At 63.0% G+C, this 17,664-nt stretch carries 21 protein-coding genes and 1 pseudogene; all 22 read left to right on the forward strand.

The features are described from left to right. Positions 1-89: 89 nt before the first annotated feature. The 22 genes and pseudogenes from HP555_RS03000 (at position 90) to HP555_RS03105 (ending at position 17,655) form a co-directional block, all read left to right on the forward strand. Positions 90-2,486 carry a DNA adenine methylase gene (locus HP555_RS03000; protein ID WP_199263724.1) on the forward strand — a complete coding sequence of 799 codons (2,397 nt, stop codon included), beginning with the start codon at positions 90-92 and terminating at the stop codon, positions 2,484-2,486. A gap of 12 nt (positions 2,487-2,498) precedes the next feature. Beyond that, the gene (locus HP555_RS03005) at positions 2,499-2,861 is read left to right on the forward strand and encodes a hypothetical protein (protein WP_013219066.1); all 363 of its coding nucleotides are present in this window, start codon (positions 2,499-2,501) and stop codon (positions 2,859-2,861) included. An 18-nt stretch (positions 2,862-2,879) separates the two neighbouring features. Further along, on the forward strand, positions 2,880-3,743 hold the full coding sequence (locus HP555_RS03010) for an HK97-fold major capsid protein (RefSeq protein ID WP_199263725.1): 864 nt from the start codon (positions 2,880-2,882) through the stop codon (positions 3,741-3,743). Between the two features lie 18 nt (positions 3,744-3,761). After that, positions 3,762-4,121: a hypothetical protein gene (locus tag HP555_RS03015; protein ID WP_192905213.1), complete on the forward strand. Its 360-nt coding sequence runs from the start codon at positions 3,762-3,764 to the stop codon at positions 4,119-4,121. After that, positions 4,108-4,572, forward strand: coding sequence for a hypothetical protein (locus HP555_RS03020; RefSeq protein ID WP_199263726.1), 465 nt, complete (start codon positions 4,108-4,110; stop codon positions 4,570-4,572). Before HP555_RS03015 ends, HP555_RS03020 begins: the two co-directional genes overlap by 14 nt. Further along, positions 4,559-4,918: a hypothetical protein gene (locus HP555_RS03025; RefSeq protein ID WP_028577515.1), complete on the forward strand. Its 360-nt coding sequence runs from the start codon at positions 4,559-4,561 to the stop codon at positions 4,916-4,918. The genes HP555_RS03020 and HP555_RS03025 overlap by 14 nt, the downstream gene beginning before the upstream one ends. Next, positions 4,908-5,393, forward strand: coding sequence for a phage virion morphogenesis protein (locus HP555_RS03030; RefSeq protein ID WP_199263727.1), 486 nt, complete (start codon positions 4,908-4,910; stop codon positions 5,391-5,393). Before HP555_RS03025 ends, HP555_RS03030 begins: the two co-directional genes overlap by 11 nt. Positions 5,394-5,452: 59 nt before the next feature. Next, the gene (locus HP555_RS03035) at positions 5,453-6,001 is read left to right on the forward strand and encodes a hypothetical protein (protein WP_199263728.1); all 549 of its coding nucleotides are present in this window, start codon (positions 5,453-5,455) and stop codon (positions 5,999-6,001) included. 12 nt (positions 6,002-6,013) lie between these two features. Continuing rightward, a complete protein-coding gene (locus HP555_RS03040) occupies positions 6,014-6,271 on the forward strand; it encodes a hypothetical protein (protein ID WP_022661709.1) in 258 nt (85 codons plus the stop codon). 2 nt (positions 6,272-6,273) lie between these two features. Next, positions 6,274-7,803: a phage tail sheath C-terminal domain-containing protein gene (locus HP555_RS03045; RefSeq protein ID WP_199263729.1), complete on the forward strand. Its 1,530-nt coding sequence runs from the start codon at positions 6,274-6,276 to the stop codon at positions 7,801-7,803. 30 nt (positions 7,804-7,833) lie between these two features. Then, positions 7,834-8,280, forward strand: a complete 447-nt coding sequence (locus HP555_RS03050) for a phage tail protein (RefSeq protein WP_232005682.1) — start codon at positions 7,834-7,836, stop codon at positions 8,278-8,280. A gap of 15 nt (positions 8,281-8,295) precedes the next feature. Continuing rightward, a complete protein-coding gene (locus HP555_RS03055; RefSeq protein ID WP_199263730.1) occupies positions 8,296-8,973 on the forward strand; it encodes a T4 family baseplate hub assembly chaperone in 678 nt (225 codons plus the stop codon). Between the two features lie 329 nt (positions 8,974-9,302). Then, positions 9,303-10,316, forward strand: a pseudogene (locus HP555_RS14340) (phage tail tape measure protein); the annotation flags it as partial. Positions 10,317-12,760: 2,444 nt separating this feature from the next. Continuing rightward, the gene (locus tag HP555_RS03065) at positions 12,761-13,072 is read left to right on the forward strand and encodes a DUF7768 domain-containing protein (RefSeq protein ID WP_199263732.1); all 312 of its coding nucleotides are present in this window, start codon (positions 12,761-12,763) and stop codon (positions 13,070-13,072) included. Positions 13,073-13,075: 3 nt separating this feature from the next. Continuing rightward, positions 13,076-13,546, forward strand: coding sequence for a CIS tube protein (locus tag HP555_RS03070; RefSeq protein ID WP_199263733.1), 471 nt, complete (start codon positions 13,076-13,078; stop codon positions 13,544-13,546). Continuing rightward, complete coding sequence (locus tag HP555_RS03075) at positions 13,543-13,833, forward strand: LysM peptidoglycan-binding domain-containing protein (protein WP_199263734.1); 291 nt, start codon at positions 13,543-13,545, stop codon at positions 13,831-13,833. The genes HP555_RS03070 and HP555_RS03075 overlap by 4 nt, the downstream gene beginning before the upstream one ends. Positions 13,834-13,899: 66 nt before the next feature. Next, entirely contained in the window at positions 13,900-15,183 is a 1,284-nt protein-coding gene (locus HP555_RS03080; protein ID WP_199263735.1) for a phage late control D family protein, read from the forward strand. Then, complete coding sequence (locus HP555_RS03085) at positions 15,176-15,550, forward strand: YcbK family protein (RefSeq protein ID WP_020886736.1); 375 nt, start codon at positions 15,176-15,178, stop codon at positions 15,548-15,550. Before HP555_RS03080 ends, HP555_RS03085 begins: the two co-directional genes overlap by 8 nt. Continuing rightward, the gene (locus HP555_RS03090; protein WP_199263736.1) at positions 15,547-15,966 is read left to right on the forward strand and encodes a DUF1353 domain-containing protein; all 420 of its coding nucleotides are present in this window, start codon (positions 15,547-15,549) and stop codon (positions 15,964-15,966) included. The genes HP555_RS03085 and HP555_RS03090 overlap by 4 nt, the downstream gene beginning before the upstream one ends. Beyond that, positions 15,959-17,008, forward strand: coding sequence for a phage baseplate assembly protein V (locus HP555_RS03095; protein ID WP_199263737.1), 1,050 nt, complete (start codon positions 15,959-15,961; stop codon positions 17,006-17,008). The genes HP555_RS03090 and HP555_RS03095 overlap by 8 nt, the downstream gene beginning before the upstream one ends. 12 nt (positions 17,009-17,020) lie before the next feature. Further along, the gene (locus tag HP555_RS03100) at positions 17,021-17,395 is read left to right on the forward strand and encodes a hypothetical protein (protein ID WP_199263738.1); all 375 of its coding nucleotides are present in this window, start codon (positions 17,021-17,023) and stop codon (positions 17,393-17,395) included. Beyond that, positions 17,392-17,655 carry a PAAR domain-containing protein gene (locus tag HP555_RS03105; protein WP_011366988.1) on the forward strand — a complete coding sequence of 88 codons (264 nt, stop codon included), beginning with the start codon at positions 17,392-17,394 and terminating at the stop codon, positions 17,653-17,655. The genes HP555_RS03100 and HP555_RS03105 overlap by 4 nt, the downstream gene beginning before the upstream one ends. Positions 17,656-17,664: the final 9 nt, after the last annotated feature.

Genomic DNA, 17,664 nt, shown 5'->3' on the forward strand with positions numbered 1-17,664 from the left:
CTCCGACACATCGCCGACGCTTCCGGTAAGTAACCGCTGAACGCTCCCCGCAGGTCGCGGAGAGCACAGCAAACTGACCGGAGACGTTGATGGAACTGTTCGCCACAGACCTGGAAAGGCTGGCGTTTCTACTGGAGGCCGATGCGGCGCTGACTCTCGATCCCGATGCGCTCGGGTCCGAGGCCGCCGAACAGTCCGCTCCTGAAGAGCTCCCTCCCGAGAAGCGCCCCAAGTACATCACCAACTACATCGGCAGTAAGCAGAAGCTCGTCGACTGGATCTGGAAGCATACCCCGGAAGGCGTTGGCACGGTGCTGGATGCCTTTTCGGGGTCTGCGGTCGTGGCCTACATGTACAAGACCAAGGGCCTCCAGGTCATCGCCAACGACCGGCTCCGCTACTGCCACCATGCCGCCAAGGCGATCATCGAGAACAACTCGGTTCGCCTGAGCGAGGACGAGATCGAGGCGCTCCTGGCCGACAACGCCAAGGCGGGCAGCTTCGTTCAGGACAACTTCAAGGGCATCTTCTTCGCCAAGGGCGTCCATGCGCTGATCGACACCATCCGCGCCAACTGCGACAAGCTCTCCGGGTTCAAAAAAGACATCGCCCTGTTCGGCCTCGGCAAAACCTGCATGAGCGGCAAGGGTGGCTTCGGCCACTTCTCGTCGTCCACCGATTATGGCCGCCGCCAGGACACTCCCGACGAGTTCAAGGATCGTTTGCGCAAGAACCTGCAGCGCATCAACGCCCTGGTCTTCGACAACGACAAGGAGAACAAGGCATACCGGCAGGACATCAACGACCTGCTGCCGAAAGCCAAGGCGGATCTGGCCTATTTCGATCCGCCCTACGCCACCGAATTTTCGACCACCAATTATGAGCGGGCCTACCACTTCGTGGAGGGGCTCATGACCTATTGGGAAGGCCTCGAAATCAAGGCCGACACCAAGGTCAAGTACTACGAGACCGATCACAAGACCGTCACCAAGGCCAACGCCAGCGAGTTTTTCCAGACCTTTCTCGGCAACGCCAAGCACATCCAGCACTGGCTGATCTCCTACCGCGATCACGCCTATCCCAACGAGCAGGAGATGAAGCGGATCATCGGCTCCTTTGGCAAGCAGAGCCGGATGAAGTCCAAGGATCACCACTACGCCATCACTTCCAAGCACGGCGAGGCTTCCAACGCCAAGGAGCGTCTGTTCGTCTGCGCTCCCGGGGCCAAGGCCAGCGCCGAGCGGGAGGAGAAACCCGTTCCGATGGCCGCCGCCGCGAACTTCCACACCAGCATCCCCGTGGACATCCGGCTGGGCGAAGGCGAACGCCTCACGACCGAGGCCATGGATGTCGGCTCGGCGGGCGACCCCCAGTTCAGCTTCGTGCTCTGCCGCACCGGCACCAACAAGAACGGCGACCACTTCACCGCCGAGGAGTTGTCCGGTCGGCACATGACGGCCGTGAACAAGAAGGTCGATCTGCAGCATTCGCAGGAGTTCAACGACATCGTTGGTGGCATCGTCGCCGCCGACTACCTGGAGGACGACAACGGGGGCCGCGTGGAATGCGTCGGCGAGCTGTACGTCCACGACACCCCGGCCGCCCGGCTGGCCTACAAGCTGATGAAGCGCGGGATCATCTCCCAGGTCTCCATGGAGTGCGACTACCAGGAAGGCGAATGCTCGGTCTGCCACAAGCGCTTCCAGAACAAGGCCGACTACTGCACCCACCTGCGCAAATTCAAGGGCCGTGATTTCAACGGCCAACCCGTTTTCGAGATTCTGCACGGCGTCACTTTCACCGGACTGGGACTGCTCGACCGCAAAGGCGCGGACGAGAACGCCAGGATTCTGCAGGTGGCGTCCCTTCAGAGCCAGCCCGACCAATCCCAACCCGAAGGAGATTCCACGATGGAAGACAAAACCAAACCCACCGATGACCCGGCCGTCGAAGCGGCCAAGAAGAAACCCGCCCAGCAGGAAGGCGATCCTGCCCGCGTTACCGACCTGGAAAAGGAAAACCGGCAGCTCAAGGCCCAGGTCGCCGAGCTGCAGAAACGCGTCCAGGAACTGGAAGCCGAACAAAAGGCTGCCGCCTGCCGCTCCCGGGCGAAGAAGCTGCTCACCCGGCTGGAGAAGCAAGGGCTCTCCTTCGCTTCCGATGAGGACCGGGAAGCCGAGCTGAAACGCCTGGCCGAACTGTCCGACGAAGCCTTAGCCGCCACCGAGGCCGCTTACGAGCGCCTGCCCAAGTCGGCAAAAGCGGACAAGGACAAGGAAGAGAAACCCGCCGACAGCGACCAGGGCGGCAAGCCCGCCGCCAAGGCATCGACGGAAACCCCGCTGCGCAGCGACGCCGGTGTCAGGCCCCACGATGTGGACGACCGCAAGGTGTCGCTCGAAGACCGTCTGCGCGACGGATTCATGGCCGCTTACCGCAACCGTGTCGGCGAGGACTCTCCCGAACACTCGCAAATCAACGCATAAGGAGGAAACACCATGTCATTCATCAATCCGTGTCACCGCAGCCTCGCCTATGGCGACGGTCACATCCAGGGCGACGGCCAGCTCGGCCAGGTGGTCCGCGTGGTCGGCGACGACCTGTTCGCCGTCAACACCGATCCCACCAAGCGCTCCTTCGGCATCCTGATCAAGGACTACGCCGGTGGCGAAATGCCCGGCATCTACTGTGACGGCGGCGTCTACGAGACCGACGCCTTCGAAGGGACCGTCGTCGCCGGAGACGACCTGAAAGTTTCAGCGGGCGGTCGCCTGACCAACGGCGTCGCGGCCGGAGAGCACGTCGTTGCCCACGCCATTTCCGTACAGAGCGGCGTCCTCAAATTCCGCCTGCTCGTCTAACCCAAGGAGCCAACGCACATGAAAACCAATCAGTTGAAGATCCATTCCCAGGAATACATGGAAACCATGGCGCGGCTCATGAGCGAGGCTCTCGAGTCGCCCGAAGGCATGCGGGCGCTTGCCGCCGCCATTGCCGCGCCCATCGAACAGGAGATCAAGCGCAAGGAGATCTCCTCGCTGCTGCTCACCAAGCACACGCTGCCCAAGGGCGAACGTCCGGTCTACCAGAAGAAACCGACCGTCAAGGCCCACTGGATCAGCAAGGACGGCGACGCCCAGGAGCAGGAGGTGGGCAAGGACGAGGTCGAGTTCCCCACCAACCGCATCCACTCCAACCCGATGGTGGACGTTTCCGTCCTCAAGAACGGCAACATCGGCACGCTGATGGACATCCAGACCAGCGCCGCCGACGCCATCCGTAAGGAGATGGACCGCCGCACCATCTCGGTGCTCTCCTCGGCCATCCCGGCGGCCAACACCATCGAGGTCACCGGCGATTTGCTCACCGAGGATGCACTGAACGAGGCCATCTCGATCATCGAGGACCTGGAGCTGTCGGTGAAGTACATCGTCATGCGCGGCCGCCGGTTCAACGACATGCGCGGCTGGAACCTCGATCCCCAGACCAAGCTCGAGCTGCGCCAGAAGGGTGTCATCAAGAACTACGGCACCGGCGGCATTCTGCTGACCGCCTCCATGCCACTGGACGAGATCATCATCGTCCCGGATGAAGAGGTCGGGAAGATGCCGGTGCGCGAAAACCTGAAGACGGAGTCCATCGACCAGAAGACCCGCTTCAAGACCGGCTGGCTGGTGTGGTCCGAGATCGGTCAGGGCATTACCCGCTCCGACATCATGGCCAAGGTCAAACTGGTTCCGTAATCCGGGAGGTGACGTGAGATGAATCGAATCAAGAACATCCGTCCCGGCGTTCTGGTGATCCCCGACGCCGGGTTGAAACTCAAGCCCGGCCAGGTGGTCGAGGTGGAACGCCTCACCAAGCAGATCCAGGCGGCGCTCAAGAACGGCCGCCTGGCCATGGCCGACAAACCGAAGCAGGAACCGCTCGCCCCTCCAGAGCCCGACCAGGACGCGGAACCGGTGGACCTGAGCAAACTCTCCGCCACCGACGCCATCTCCAGGGTCAATGAGGAGGCCAATCCGGAGACCCTCAAAGGCTACATGGAAACCGAAAAACGCCGCACGGTGATCGACGCGCTCAAGAGCCGTCTGGAGGGCCTGCAAGGTGCTGCTGAGTGACCTGATCGCCGACCTGCGGCTCGACCTGTCCGATCCGGGCGCATCTCTCTTCGAGGACCAGACTCTGGAGAGATGCGTCCGGAAAGCCGTTTTCCGGGTGAGCCGCGACCTCGACCAATCGCTGACGGTCACGGCCGGAGAGATCACCCCCGATCCCACCGGCGAGGTCCGCGAGCTCCTGGTGATCATGGCGCAGATCCACGCCTGCCAGGTCATGCGTTCGGCCACCGCCAACGCCTTCTCCTTTTCCAGCGGCGACAAGCGGGTGGACAAAACCGGCCAGCCCGGCCACTGGGCCAAGCTCGAGGCCGATCTGCTCGCCGACTACCGCCAGCGGCTCACCGAGCTGCGTCCGGCCACCCAGCTCGACCAGGAAGCCTACATCCTGACCCCGAGCGGCCTCACTCCGGTCATCTACGAACAAGGGATCGATCTCGATGTTGTTGAATGACCGGGAACGCGCCGAAGCCGTGGCCGATGTCGCCCGGCTGATCCTCTCCTCGGGCCAGACCGCACGCATCCTGCGCGTGGTTCCCGGCGAGCGGCTCTACGGCACCGACGATGCCGAATACACGGAAATCTCCGTCATCCCCCTCGAACTGAACGAAACCCCACCGGAGGAGCTGAGCGGCAAGATCGACGCGCTTGCCTGTGTCCTTCCGGATGCCGATGTCCGGGGTGAAGACCGCCTGGCCGCAGACAGGGAAACCTATCGCATACAGAGTGTGGAAGAAGAACACTTCTTCGGCACCGTCACTCATAAGAACCTGCAACTGGTGAAGCTCAATGGGCGTTAGGCGGACCGGTGACTGGGACAAGGCCCGCGCCAAGCTGACCACCGGCATGGGGCCACGCCTGGCCACGGCCCTGCGTCAGGCCACGATCCGCAACGCCCTTTTTCTGGTGCGCGAGATCCAGCGGGGGATTCGCTCCCAGGCCCCGGGCGGACAGGCCTTCGTAAAACTCGCCGAGAGCACTACCCTGCGCAAAGGCTCAAGCAAGGCGCTCATCGACACCGGCTTTCTCGTCAACGCCATCACCCAGAAGATCATGGCCGACAAGGCGTTCGTCGGCCTGCTGCGCGGCACCGTCAACAAGGACGGGGAAGACATGGTGAACATCGGTGCCGTCATGGAGTACGGGGCCACCATCAACCATCCGAACGGCGCGACCATCATCATCCCCGCAAGACCCTTTCTGCATCCGGTGATGGAGAAGTACCGCGAACAGATCCTCCAGAACTATCGCGAGGCGATCCGCTCCGCGCTTTGATCCTCCGACACATCGCCAGCGCTTCCGGTAAGTAACCAGGCAGAAAACGGAGGCGTCCTTTGAGCACGATACAGACCGTCACAGAAACACTGATCCGCCTGGCCAAGCAGGCCATCCACCCGGACACCGTGCTGGTGTTCCCGGATGACCTGTTCGAGGTCCAGCGTACCCCCAGCGTCATCCTCCAGGGGCCGAAGCTGGCGGAAGACCGTTTCCGCCGCAGCCAGAGCCGCCTGTTCGAGAAGAATGTCGCGGAGCTGAGTTTCGAGGAGTGCCGGTTTCCCCGGCTCTATCACCTCGATTTCGACCTGGTGGTGACCGTGGACCGGGAGGCCGAACTGCTCGGGTTTCATGAGTCGGTATCGCGGTTCCTCCAGCTTCACCCGGAGATCGCCATCGCCGACCAGGGCAGCCTGAACCTCACCGAACTGGTTCCTCTGGGCGGTCTGACCCGGGTGAACCTCTCCAATCTCCGGCAGAGCTCCGGACGCATCCGCATCGAATCCTGCCCGGTGTACGACGGCGACCTGCGCGACGGTCGGCTGATCCGGGATCGGACCTTCCAGTTTCACGGCGACGTGACAGAGCAACGAACCATTCAACCGTAAAGGAGAACAACCGTGATCGAGATCAGAAACCTGCAGTTTCAACCCCTGACGTTCAACCTCTCCGGCCAGGGAACCCTCCACCTCGGGCCGCGAGAACGCAAGAGCATCGCCCGCAAGGACCTCTCCGCCGAGATCAAGACAGCCGGAAAACGCGGCCTGGTGCGCATCACCGACCTGACCGGCGGCGCGGAACCGGAGCCGGAAAAGCCCACGGCGACCGATGACGCCGGAACCGATGAGGCCAAGACCACCAGCAAGCGGAGGAAATAACCATGCCGACCTATCTATCGCCCGGGATTTACACCCGGGAAACGGACTTCAGTTTCTATGTAAAGCAGATCTCAACCTCGTCGGCCGCCATGGTCGGGGTGGCCGAGAAAGGTCCGATCAACAAGCCCGTGCTGGTGACGAGCTGGGAGCAGTTCATCAACCGTTTCGGCTCCTATATCAACGAGAGCTATCTGGCCTACGCCGCCCGGGCGTTTTTCGACAACGGCGGCTCGGTCCTCTATGTCACCCGCATCGCCCATCTCACCGATCCCACCGACCGGGACACCCTGACGGCGCTCAAATCTTCCATCGTGCTGCAGAACCGGGAGGCGACGCCCGCCGACGCCCTGCGGATCGAGGCCGTGAACGAAGGCGTCTGGGGGGACCGGCTCTCCGTCTCCATTGAGGATGGCTCGCTCGACCCGGCCAACCATTTCAACCTGGTGGTCCGGCATAAAGGCGATGTGGTCGAGGTGTTCAAGGATCTGAGCATGGACGAGACGCTGCCCAACCATGTGGAGCTGGCGATCAACGACCGTTCGGATTTCATCCTGGTCCAGGATCTGGCCTCCGCAACGGGAGCGCCCGGCGACCGTCCGGCATTGGGCGTGTTCACACTCACCGGCGGTGACAACGGGCTGACCGACCTGGCCGATGCCGATTTCATCGGCGATCCCTCGCAGCATACAGGCATCTATGGCTTTGACGAGATCGACGCCCTGAACCTGCTGATGGTTCCCGGCGTCACGACGGTGCCGGTGATCAACGCCGGAATCGCCTATGCCGAAGGGCGCAAGGATCTGCTGTTCATCGCCGACACGCCCATGCATCTGGAGCCGCTCGAAGCGGTCGACTTCCGCAAGGGACAAGGGATGTACAGCCACGCGGCCTTCAACTCCTCCTATGCGGCGCTCTACTACCCCTGGCTGGAGATCAGCGATCCGGTCAACTCGCGCAAGAAGCTGGTGCCGCCCTGCGGCGCGGTGGCGGGCTGCATCGCCCGCAGCGACCAGAAGACCAACGTCTGGAACGCGCCCGCCGGTATCGACCGGGGCCGCATCTTCAACACGCTCTCCCTGGCCTACAAGACCAGCCGTGGCGAGCGCGATGTGCTCTATCCGGAAGGGGTCAACGTCATCGCCGTGTTCCCCGACACCGGCATCAACATCTGGGGGCAGAAGACACTGCAGAGCCAGCCATCGGCCGTGGACCGCATCAACGTCCGCCGCCTGATGATGTACATGGAGGAAGCCATCTCGGAATCCTCCCGCTTCGTGGTGTTCGAACCGAACCATCCCCAGACCTGGCGTGCCCTCGGCCGCCTGATCAATCCCTTCCTTCAGGACATCAAGGACAAGGGTGGCCTCTACGACTTCGCCTTCCAGTGCGACGAGGAGACCAACACCCCGGCGGTCATCGACCGCAACGAAATGGTGGCCCGCGTGTTCGTCAAGCCGACCAAGACGGCGGAGTTCATCGAGCTGAACTTCATCCTGACCAGCACCGGCGCGGACTTCAAAGAAATCATCTAACGGGAGAACACGGCTATGAGAAGCGGAAATATGCCCAAAAGCCTTTATCAGAACTGGCAGTTCGCCATCGAGGTAAACGGCTTCGACGTGGCCCTGTTCCACAAGGGACAGGAGCCCAAAACCGAATTCGAGGAAGTGGCCTTCGCCCCGGCCGGTTCGATGTTCGACCAGAAGGTGGCTGGGCGGGTCAAGTTCGAGGACATCACCCTCGAGAAAGGCGCACTGCAGGACGGCTCCGACGAGGCTGCCCGCGAATGGATCAAGAAACAGGTGGACGTGAACGCCGTCACCGGCGGTCTTCCGGCCGACTACATGCGCGACATCGATGTTGTCCGCTACGACCGCACCGGCAACGAGACCCGCCGCTGGACCCTGCACGGGGCCTGGGTGAAGGCGCTCGAATACGACGAGCTCGAGGGCGGCAACACCGAGAACACCATTGAGAAGCTCACCATCTGCTTCCAATACTGGACCTAAACCGGAGGATCGACCATGTACAGCTTTGAACTGCCAAGCGGCACTGAACTCGAGCTCCGGGAAATGACCGGGACCGAGGAAGAACTGCTCACCAACCAGCGCCTGATCCGCTCCGGAGAGGCGATCAACCAGGTACTCCGCAACTGTTTCGTCCGACTGGGCGAGAAGACCGATCCCGATCTTTCCGAGGTGATGAACCTGCTCTCGGGTGACCGGTTGTTCGCCCTGGTCCGCCTGCGCCAGATTTCCCTCGGGGACGAGGTTGAACTGGAGCTGAGCTGCCCGAACAGCGCCTGCCGCATGACCAACTTCGTGACCGTCAATCTCGAGGATCTCAAGGTCACCCCCTACGGCGAAGAGCGGGAGTTCGCCTTCAAGCTGCCCGGCTCGAAGAAAACCGTCCGCTTCGGATATCTCGACGGCCATAAGGAAAAACGCCTGGCCAGCCTGCGCGAGCCCAACATCTCCTCGGCCATGCTGATCCGCATTCTCGACATCGACGGCAAGGCCCCTTCCAAGAAGAGCCTGGCGGAAATGTCGATGCGCGACCGCAACGCGCTGCGGCAGGAGATGTCGCGGGTCGACGCGGGAATCGACACCTCGGTCGAAACCGAATGCGATGGCTGCGGCACCAAGATCCGCACCCGTCTGGAGGCCGAACCGGCTTTTTTGTTCCCCGGAGTTCGCTTGTAAGCGACGCATTTTTTCTCGCTTACGGCGGACTGCACTGGGGCTGGTCGGAAACCCGCTCGCTGCCGCTCAGGGTCCGGCGTCAGTTCGTCGAGGCCCTCGAGCGGCAGCTTGATTTTGAACGTGAGCAAACGGAACGGCGATAGATGAACGGCGATCTCGGACTGGGCATAGTGGTATCGATGAAGGATGCGTTCTCGCAGAACGCGCAGCGCATCCGTGGCTCCATGATGGACCTCGATTCCACCGTGGCTGATGCCAGCGAGCGGATGACCCGCAACCTGGACCGTATCCAGCAAGGCACCATGATGCTGGGGGCGGGGCTGGCCCTGATGGCAGTGCCCGCCGCCTTGGTCGCCTCCACCGCCGCGACCCAGAAGGCCCTGGGAGAGCTGGCGTCCTTGGGCGTGCAGGATCTCCGTGCCATCGAGGACGCCGCCGAATCCTTCACCAACCAATGGTCCGGTGCCGACAAGGCCGCCTTCATCACCGCCACCTACGACGTGAAATCGGCCCTGTCCAACCTCAGCGACGAGGCGGTGGGCGTCTTCACCTCCATGGCCGCCATGACCGCCAAGGCGACCAAGGCCACCACCCAGGAGATGGTCGGCACCTTCACCACGGCCTACGGGATCTTCAAGCCCATCATGGCCGACATGAACGACATGGAATGGGCGACCGCCTTTTCCGGAGCCATGGCGCAGACCGTGGCCTCGTTCAAGACCAATGGCACCCAGATGGCCGACGCCATCAAGAACATCGGCGCGGTGGCGGCGGCGAGCAACATTCCCCTGAACGAACAGCTCGCCGTGCTCGGCCAGCTCCAGACCACCATGCCCGGCTCCGAGGCGGGCACGCTGTACAAGGCGTTCATCATGAAGGCGGCCGAGGCCGGGGACGAGCTGGGGCTGTCCTTCACCGACACCAGCGGCCGCCTCAAGGGCGTGGTTCCTATCCTGCAAGAGATCAAGCGCCAGTTCCCCGACCTCTCCAACGCCGCCGCCCAGGTGAAGCTGAAGAAGGCCTTCGGCTCCGACGAGGCGGTCAAGTTCCTGCTGCAGATGTCGGCGGGCATGGAGAGCCTCGAAGGCAATATCCAGTCGGTAGGCCGGGCCATGAAGACAGGCACGGCGGTCACCGAACAGATGGCCGACGCCATGAACCAGGACATCGGAGCCCGGTTCCTGCTTCTGCGCCAGCAGATGGCCAACCTCAGCGAAATCCTGGGCCGCACTCTGCTGCCGGTGGTCACGCCGGTGATCAACGGCGTCTCCCGCTTCATTCTATTCCTGCAACGCATGGCCAAATCGATGCCGGGCGTGACCCGAGTGGTACTGGGGCTGTCCATGGCCCTCGGCACCATTCTGGTCGTGGCCGGAGCCGTCACCGCCGCCGTGGGCATGGTGGGACTCATGCTTCCCGCCATCAAGGCCGGGTTCGTGGCCATCAGCGCCGCGCTGGCCGGGGTGGGTTCGGCGGTCGCGACCTATTTTTTGCCCGTCACCGCGATCATCGCGGGCGTGATCCTCTCGGTGTATCTGCTCAAACGCGCCTGGGAAACCAACTTCGGCGGCATTCAGGAGATCATCACCGGGGCCTGGAACAAGGTCTCGCTGGTCTTCCAGGGGATCAGAGAGCTGGTGGGTTCGCTCAGCGGCGGCGTCGGGCAGATGTCGTCCGAACTGGCCCAGAAGCTCGAATCCGCCGGACTGCTGGGCTTCGTGGTCACCGTCTTCAAAGCCTATTACCGCGTTCGTGAGGCCCTGGCCGGATTGTGGGGCGCGTTCTCCCATGCCTTTGGCCGCATCCGCGCCATCCTCGAACCAACCGTCCGCACCCTGATGAGCGCCTATGCGGCACTGGCCAGCGCGGTCTTTTCAGTGGTGGAAATCTTCGGCGTGGCCGCCAGCGCCACCGACGGGTCGTCCTGGCGTACCTTCGGCACGGTTATCGGCACCGTCGCCGGTGTGCTTCTGCAGGGGTTGGCGTTCGCGCTGAAGATTGTGGCCTGGAACCTGTCGCTCATCGTCCGAGCCCTGGCGGTGGTGGTGCGCAGCGTGGTCTGGGTCGGCAAGGCCATCGTCGGGTCACTGGTCGGAGCGGCCAAGTTCATCTACAAGTTCCTGTTGCCCGTGCGCATGATCGGCGAGGCATTCGTGGCCGCCGGGAAGATCATCTATGCGGTCTGGCAAGTACTGACCGGCGACATCTCCCTGCTGGACGGGCTCAAGGCCATTGGCGGCGCGGTCTACGATTTTCTTGCCACCCCGTTCCGCTGGGCGCGGGATGTGGTGGTCGGGGTCTGGAATTTCATTTCCGGCATCTTCACCTCCATCGGACGCCTGGTAGCCGACGCCGCCGGACAGATCGGCCAGGCGATTCTGAATCTGCCGATCATCAGCACCCTGCGGGAGCTGTTTGCCACCGTGCGCTCCTTCTTCGCCGGGGACACCACCTTCTTCGAGGCGGGCAAAAAGCTGCTGATCACCCTTGGCGAAGGGATCTGGTCGGCGGTGACCTATCCCTTCACCATGCTCAAGAACGCCCTGGGCAAGCTGCGCAATCTGCTGCCGTTCTCCGATGCCCGCGAGGGACCGCTCGCCAGCCTGACCGCCTCCGGGTCCGCACTGCTCAAGACCCTCGCCGACGGCATGAGCCTTACCCAGTCGCTGCCCGCGAAAGTGTTCGGCTTCGCCGCTCGCGGGATTCTCTCGGCCGCTGCGGGAGCCTGGCAGCAGATCAAATCGGCGGGCGGAAACCTCATGGACGCCGCCTCAGCTCCCTTCCGCATGGCCGGAAAACTCTGGGACGGTCTGACCTCCGGGGCTCAAAGCGTCGCGGCCAAGGCCGGTGCCATCTTCGGCGGTCTCAAACAATCCCTGTTTGGCGACACGCCTGAGCTGGCAATCACGCCGCCCCAGGTCAATGCCTGGGATGCGCTGGCCACGGGAGCCGTCACTGTCCGCGACCGGATCGTTGACACGCTATCGGCCGTGCCCGGCGCTGTCGGTCGAATCTTTACCAACGCCGGTGCCGAGGGGCAAACCCTCTGGCAGAGGCTTTCCAGCGGCGCGAGCGCGGGCATTCAGGCGATCAAGGATCGCAGCGCCGGGATCGCCAACGGTTTGTTCTCCTCCGCTCGCGCCATGCTGGGAGTACAGACTCCGATTCCGCAGGTGGCCGAACAGAAGCAACCGTTCAAGGCCGCGCAGCCCGCCGAATCGATTGGACAACGCATCATCGAAAGCGTGCTCAGTCTGGTGCCGCGTCTGGACGAACGCCTGGTGCCCAAGGCCTTGAGCGCCATGCTGATGCTCCAGCCGGTCATGTCCACGGCCGCGCCACCCCCACAACCGATGAACGGCACCGTGCAGACCGTCGCGGCGGCCGTCGAGCCGGTAAGTAAGAGCTACATCCAGCCGTTTGCGGTGGAACCGGCACCGGAAATCGGAAGTGCTTCTCTGGCTCCGGCCGGGATTGAACGGCCCAAGACGGCCGCACCGACTCCGATAGCGAAGCCCCTGCAATCGGGACTCGCCGAGACGGTGCCCTCCGAACGGTTGATTTCTCCGGCCCGCACCGCTCCAGCGACACCCCAGCGCGGAGAGGAAGCCGGTCCGGGAGTGCGCGAACTGCTGGAATCGCTGCTCTCGCGCCTCGATGGCCTGGCCGACCGACCGGTGGAACTGAGCGTGACCACCAACATCGATGGCCGGAAGGTGGCCGAGGCCGTCTACAAGGATCTTCGGGAGCGGAAGATCAGAAACTACGAAACACTTTGAGAGGACCGATGAAACGCATCTTTGTCTGCAGCCCGTTCGCGGGTGACATAGCCCGAAACGTGAAGGTCGCCGAGGCGCTTTGCCGTCGGGTCATGAGAAACGGTCACGCGCCGTTCGCGCCGCATCTGCTGTATCCGACCTTCACCGACGACAGCGTTCCCGAGCAGCGGGAGACGGGCATCGCCTGCGGCCTGGCCTACATGGAATGTTGCGACGAGGTATGGGCGTTCACCGGCAACGGCATTTCCAGCGGCATGCGGCGGGAACTGGACCGGGCCGGACAACTGGGCAAGCCGATCATCGAGATCGCCGAGGTGTAAGAAATGGCCTGGGATCAACAGCCCATCAAGGGATATCTGGTGGACGCCGACACGGGGGAGCGGCTCGAATTCCAGTACAACCCCAACTCCATCAGCGACGAGAAGTCGACCGACTACGCGACGATCAAAATTCCTGGCATGAGCCATCCGCGCTACCAGTACGTCGCTGGGGAACCGCGCCGGATCGCCTTCAAGGTCGAGCTGTTCAAGGGGCCGGTCAAACAGAAGGTCGACTGGCTCCGCTCGCTGCAATATCCGGAACACGCCGGAACCATGCTCAAGAACGCACCGCACCGCGTACTGCTCATCTTCGGCGATCTCTACCCCGGCGTGACCTGCATCGTCCGGCAGGTGAAGGCGCGGTTCTTCGGCCTGTTCGACCGGGACAGCCTGCTGCCGCAACGGGCCGAGGTGGACATCGTCCTCGAGGAATATGTGGACCGTTCCATCAACTGGTCGGAGGTACGTTCATGATCGGCCGTGATTCCCGCTACGCCCGCAGCATTCTCTACCGGGACAGCGACGGCACCTCCCTCGGCATGCGCCAGCGCATCGACACCACCCCCAGACACGACGACCGCCTGCACACCGTCATCGAGGGCGACCGTCTGGATCTGCTGGCGTACCGCTATCTGGGTGACGCCAGACTCTGGTGGATCATCTGTGATTACAACGACCTCTTTTTCCCGTTGGCGCTCGAGCCCGGCCTGGCCCTGCGCATTCCTTCTCGCGAACACGTCCAGATGCGCCTGCTCGACTGAAGCGTCCGACACCTCGCCATGCCTTCCGGTAAGTAAGCAGGGAACTGCGAACCGCCGGAGAGACGCATGGAACTGGATACCTTCAAGCCGACATTTCTGATTCAGATCGAGGGGCAGGACCTCTCGAAGGACATCACCCAGGAGATCACTTCGTTCGTCTTCACCGACAACGAGGAGGAGCTGGATGTTCTCGAGCTGTCGGTGACCGACCGCAACCTGCAGTTCGTCGACGATCCGCTGTTCCAGGAAGGCAACGAGATCGTGGCCCGCTTCGGCTACGTGGGGAACCTCTCTCCGCGCAAGAAGGCGGTCATCAAGGACATCGATTACGACTTCCCGGAAAACGGCGATCCGACCATCCGCATCAAGGCCTACGACAAGGGCTTCAAACTGGCGGGCAAGGAGAACCAGAAAGTCTGGCAGAAACCCGCTCCCGGCATCCTCTATTCGGAAATCGCCGAACAGATCGCCGCCGCCAACGGCCTCACCCCGGTGGTCACGGCCACCAAGGGAACACATCTTCGCGTCACCCAGAGCAACATCTCGGATGCCCAGTTCCTCAAGGAGCTGGCGGAAAAGGCCCGCGACCGCGATGGCGACGGCGTGAGCGGCTATGTCTTCTATATCCAGGATGACGAACTCCATTTCCATCCTCGCGAGCTCGACCAAACGCCGCTGCTGACCCTCGAATATTTCACCGACACCAAGGGCCTGCTGCGCTCGTTCCGTCCCAGCACCCAATCCCAGGGAGCCAAGGGCGCGGGTGTCGAGACCAAGACGGTCGGCGTCGACCCGCGCAAGAAGGACGTGGTCGAGCACAAGGCCAACAACGCCACCACCCCCGAGCGGACGGCCCTGGGCAAACAGACCTATCTGGTCGACGGCAACACCGGCGAAGGCAGCTTCAAGGAACAGGAGACGGGACAGATCGTGCCCAGCTTCGACCGTTCCGAAGGCTTTCACGAAGAGCCGCGCCAGGAGCCAGCCCAGGACAGCGCCGAAGGCAAATTCCGCGAGGCCGAGCTGCGCCAGGTCGAGGCGGACGCGGCCACCATCGGCATTCCCCAGCTACGTGCCAAGAAGAACGTCGAGATCAAGGGCGTGGGCCGGAAGTTTTCCGGCATCTACTACTGCCACTCGGTGCGCCACAGCATCAGCGGCGCTGGCTATCTCTGCGAACTCAAACTCAAGAAGAACGCCCTCGGCAAGGGCGCGGGCGACAAGTCCGCCGAGTCCCAGGGCAAAACCAACGACAAGGAGGCCCCGCCCACGCCGCAAAACGAGCCGCCAGCCATGGTGACCATCGACGCGGATTCCGGCGCGGTCACACAAGGAGGCGGCAATGGGTGATCTCAGTAAGAATTTCAACCGTTCAGAATTCGCCTGCAAGGGCAAGAACTGCTGCGGCCATTCGGCTGCGGTCCATCCCGACCTGGTCGACGCCCTGCAGGCGTTGCGCGACCGCATCGGCAAACCGCTGTCCATCACCAGCGGCTTCCGTTGCAACCGGCATAACAAGGCGGTGGGCGGCGCGGAGCAGAGTTTCCACACGCTGGGCATGGCGGCCGACGTGAGCTGTCCCGCAGGCGTTTCGCCCGAGGAACTGGCGGTCATCGCCGAGGAAATTCCGCTCTTCCGCGAGGGCGGCATCGGCGTCTATGCCTCCTGGGTCCATCTCGATGTGCGCCAGTCGGGCAAGGCGAGGTGGCGGTCATGAGCGCCGAAATCAAGACCCTGTTTTCGGGCACCGCGCTGGGTCTCTCCGGACCGCTTCGGGTGGAGATCCTGCCCAATGGAATGACCGCGAGGCTGACCCAGCCGTTCCGTGTCCGCACCGGCGCTGGCCGCATCATCGAAGTGCCCGCCGGGTTCGAGACCGACTTCGCCTCGGTGCCGCGCCTGTTCTGGCGCGTGGTGCCGCCCTGGGGGCGATATTCCCCGGCGGCCGTCGTTCACGACTACCTCTACCACACCGGCAAGGTCTCGCGGCTTGCTGCCGACCGTGTCTTTCTCGAACTGATGGCGGCCCTGGGCGTGCCTCTGTGGAAAAGGCAGATCATGTATTGGGCGGTTCGCCTGGGCGGCTGGCTGGCCTGGGACGCCAGTCGAAAACGGGAGACGGAGCATGCTTGAAACCCGCGACCGTCAATCCGAGGAGCGCTACCGCAACCGCTGGTACGGCAAGTACCGGGCCTTCGTACGCGACAACAACGATCCCGAACGCCTCGGCCGGGTCCGGCTGGAGATCCCCGCCGTGCTCGGCAGCGGGCGGGAGAACTGGTCCGAATGGGCCGCTCCCTGTTTCCCCTACGGCGGCAACGACGACACCGGCATGTTCCTGGTCCCCGAGGAAGGGGCCTCGGTCTGGGCCGAGTTCGAGGGCGGCGTCGTCCAGTATCCGATCTGGACCGGGGTCTGGCTGGCCAAGAGCAATCCCGGCGAGCAGCCCGAGGAATCCAAGCGCACCTGCGCGAATGCCTTCTGCCATGACTGCGAGGACAAGGTCGAACATCAGGCCAACCGGCACGACGATCTCGAACACAAGAAGTACCACGGCCATCCGCCGTATTACTGCCCGCGCCTGAAGGTCCTGCTCAAGACCGAAACCGGCCACACCATCTTGGCCGATGACCGCGACGGCGACGAGCTGCTGCGGATCATCGACCGTGCCGGACAGATCCTCACCATGGAAGGGAAGGTGAAGCCGGAGATGCAGAGCGGCAACGCCCTGCGTCGAGGCACGAAGGACGCCGAGAATGGCGACCAGCTCGACATCGCCTCGCAGATCGTCGGCTCCCGCGCCCGCATCCAGCTCACCGACCTCTGCCGCCAGCAGGTGATTCTCGAAGCCTGGCAAGACAAGGAGAAGGTCCACATCCTTTCGTGCGACAAGGGCCGTTCCCGCTGGCAGAAGATCCTCATCGACACCACCAAGGGCCGGGAAAAGGTTCACATCTGGGGACTCAACGGCACCCAGGAAATCCTCGTCGATTCCACCGCCGCCGCCGAACAGATCCGGCTGACCGACAAGGCCGGTCAGATGGTGCGCATGAACGCCGCGCCCGGCCAGGAGAGCATCAGCGCCACCGACAAGTCCGGCAGCCTCGTGTTCATGGATGGGGTGGCCGGAAACATCATCATTCGCTCGACGAACACCGTCTTGATCAACACATGAAGGAAGCATTGCATGGGAGAAAGAACAACAACGCCCTCCGGACTTTCGGCCAGCGAGGAATTGCTGGCCCGGACCTTCGATCATTGGCGGGAGGAATTCCGCAGCATTCTCGAAAGTCACCGCCGGGAAATCCAGGACCGCCTCGAGAAGATCGAGCGTGAAATCGAGAAGAAATCGGACAAGGAAAACGTCGAGGTGCTGGTCCGCTCGATCTATTCCGATCTGCACCGGCACGCCGAGGAGATCGACCGGCTGCATGCCCGGGTCGGCTCCAAGATGGGGACCGAGACCATGTGGAAGATCATCGGCCTGGTGTTGACCATCGGCAGCACCATCGGCGGACTCATCGGCTTTCTGATCCATCTGCTGCTGAAGGTGAACCCATGAGTTCCCAGGCGCGACTCGGCGACATCAGCAGCCACGGCGGCGTCATCATCACCGGGGCGAGCCGGACGCTGGACAACGGCATGCCAGTGGCCCGCATGGGGGACCTGCACGTCTGTCCCATCCCGGGGCATGGCGTGACACCCATCGTGACCGGCAGCTTCGACACCATCACCGAAGGATTGCCCAACGCCCGCATCGGCGACATCACCGCCTGTGGAGCCATCATCGTCACCGGCAGTCCCGACACCATCGACAACTGAAGGGGACGC

Origin of the sequence: Desulfobulbus oligotrophicus (genome assembly GCF_016446285.1) — a bacterium.
Taxonomy (GTDB): domain Bacteria; phylum Desulfobacterota; class Desulfobulbia; order Desulfobulbales; family Desulfobulbaceae; genus Desulfobulbus; species Desulfobulbus oligotrophicus.

What these genes read in the sequence shown, in the direction of transcription:
- HP555_RS03105 (WP_011366988.1), top strand. Translation starts at nt 17,392, where the DNA reads ATGAGTTCCCAGGCGCGACTCGGCGACATCAGCAGCCACGGCGGCGTC.
- HP555_RS03085 (WP_020886736.1), top strand. Translation starts at nt 15,176, where the DNA reads ATGGGTGATCTCAGTAAGAATTTCAACCGTTCAGAATTCGCCTGCAAG.
- HP555_RS03000 (WP_199263724.1), top strand. Translation starts at nt 90, where the DNA reads ATGGAACTGTTCGCCACAGACCTGGAAAGGCTGGCGTTTCTACTGGAG.
- HP555_RS03090 (WP_199263736.1), top strand. Translation starts at nt 15,547, where the DNA reads ATGAGCGCCGAAATCAAGACCCTGTTTTCGGGCACCGCGCTGGGTCTC.
- HP555_RS03055 (WP_199263730.1), top strand. Translation starts at nt 8,296, where the DNA reads ATGTACAGCTTTGAACTGCCAAGCGGCACTGAACTCGAGCTCCGGGAA.
- HP555_RS03070 (WP_199263733.1), top strand. Translation starts at nt 13,076, where the DNA reads ATGGCCTGGGATCAACAGCCCATCAAGGGATATCTGGTGGACGCCGAC.
- HP555_RS03065 (WP_199263732.1), top strand. Translation starts at nt 12,761, where the DNA reads ATGAAACGCATCTTTGTCTGCAGCCCGTTCGCGGGTGACATAGCCCGA.
- HP555_RS03005 (WP_013219066.1), top strand. Translation starts at nt 2,499, where the DNA reads ATGTCATTCATCAATCCGTGTCACCGCAGCCTCGCCTATGGCGACGGT.
- HP555_RS03030 (WP_199263727.1), top strand. Translation starts at nt 4,908, where the DNA reads ATGGGCGTTAGGCGGACCGGTGACTGGGACAAGGCCCGCGCCAAGCTG.
- HP555_RS03075 (WP_199263734.1), top strand. Translation starts at nt 13,543, where the DNA reads ATGATCGGCCGTGATTCCCGCTACGCCCGCAGCATTCTCTACCGGGAC.
- HP555_RS03095 (WP_199263737.1), top strand. Translation starts at nt 15,959, where the DNA reads ATGCTTGAAACCCGCGACCGTCAATCCGAGGAGCGCTACCGCAACCGC.
- HP555_RS03015 (WP_192905213.1), top strand. Translation starts at nt 3,762, where the DNA reads ATGAATCGAATCAAGAACATCCGTCCCGGCGTTCTGGTGATCCCCGAC.
- HP555_RS03025 (WP_028577515.1), top strand. Translation starts at nt 4,559, where the DNA reads ATGTTGTTGAATGACCGGGAACGCGCCGAAGCCGTGGCCGATGTCGCC.
- HP555_RS03010 (WP_199263725.1), top strand. Translation starts at nt 2,880, where the DNA reads ATGAAAACCAATCAGTTGAAGATCCATTCCCAGGAATACATGGAAACC.
- HP555_RS03045 (WP_199263729.1), top strand. Translation starts at nt 6,274, where the DNA reads ATGCCGACCTATCTATCGCCCGGGATTTACACCCGGGAAACGGACTTC.
- HP555_RS03100 (WP_199263738.1), top strand. Translation starts at nt 17,021, where the DNA reads ATGGGAGAAAGAACAACAACGCCCTCCGGACTTTCGGCCAGCGAGGAA.
- HP555_RS03050 (WP_232005682.1), top strand. Translation starts at nt 7,834, where the DNA reads ATGCCCAAAAGCCTTTATCAGAACTGGCAGTTCGCCATCGAGGTAAAC.
- HP555_RS03080 (WP_199263735.1), top strand. Translation starts at nt 13,900, where the DNA reads ATGGAACTGGATACCTTCAAGCCGACATTTCTGATTCAGATCGAGGGG.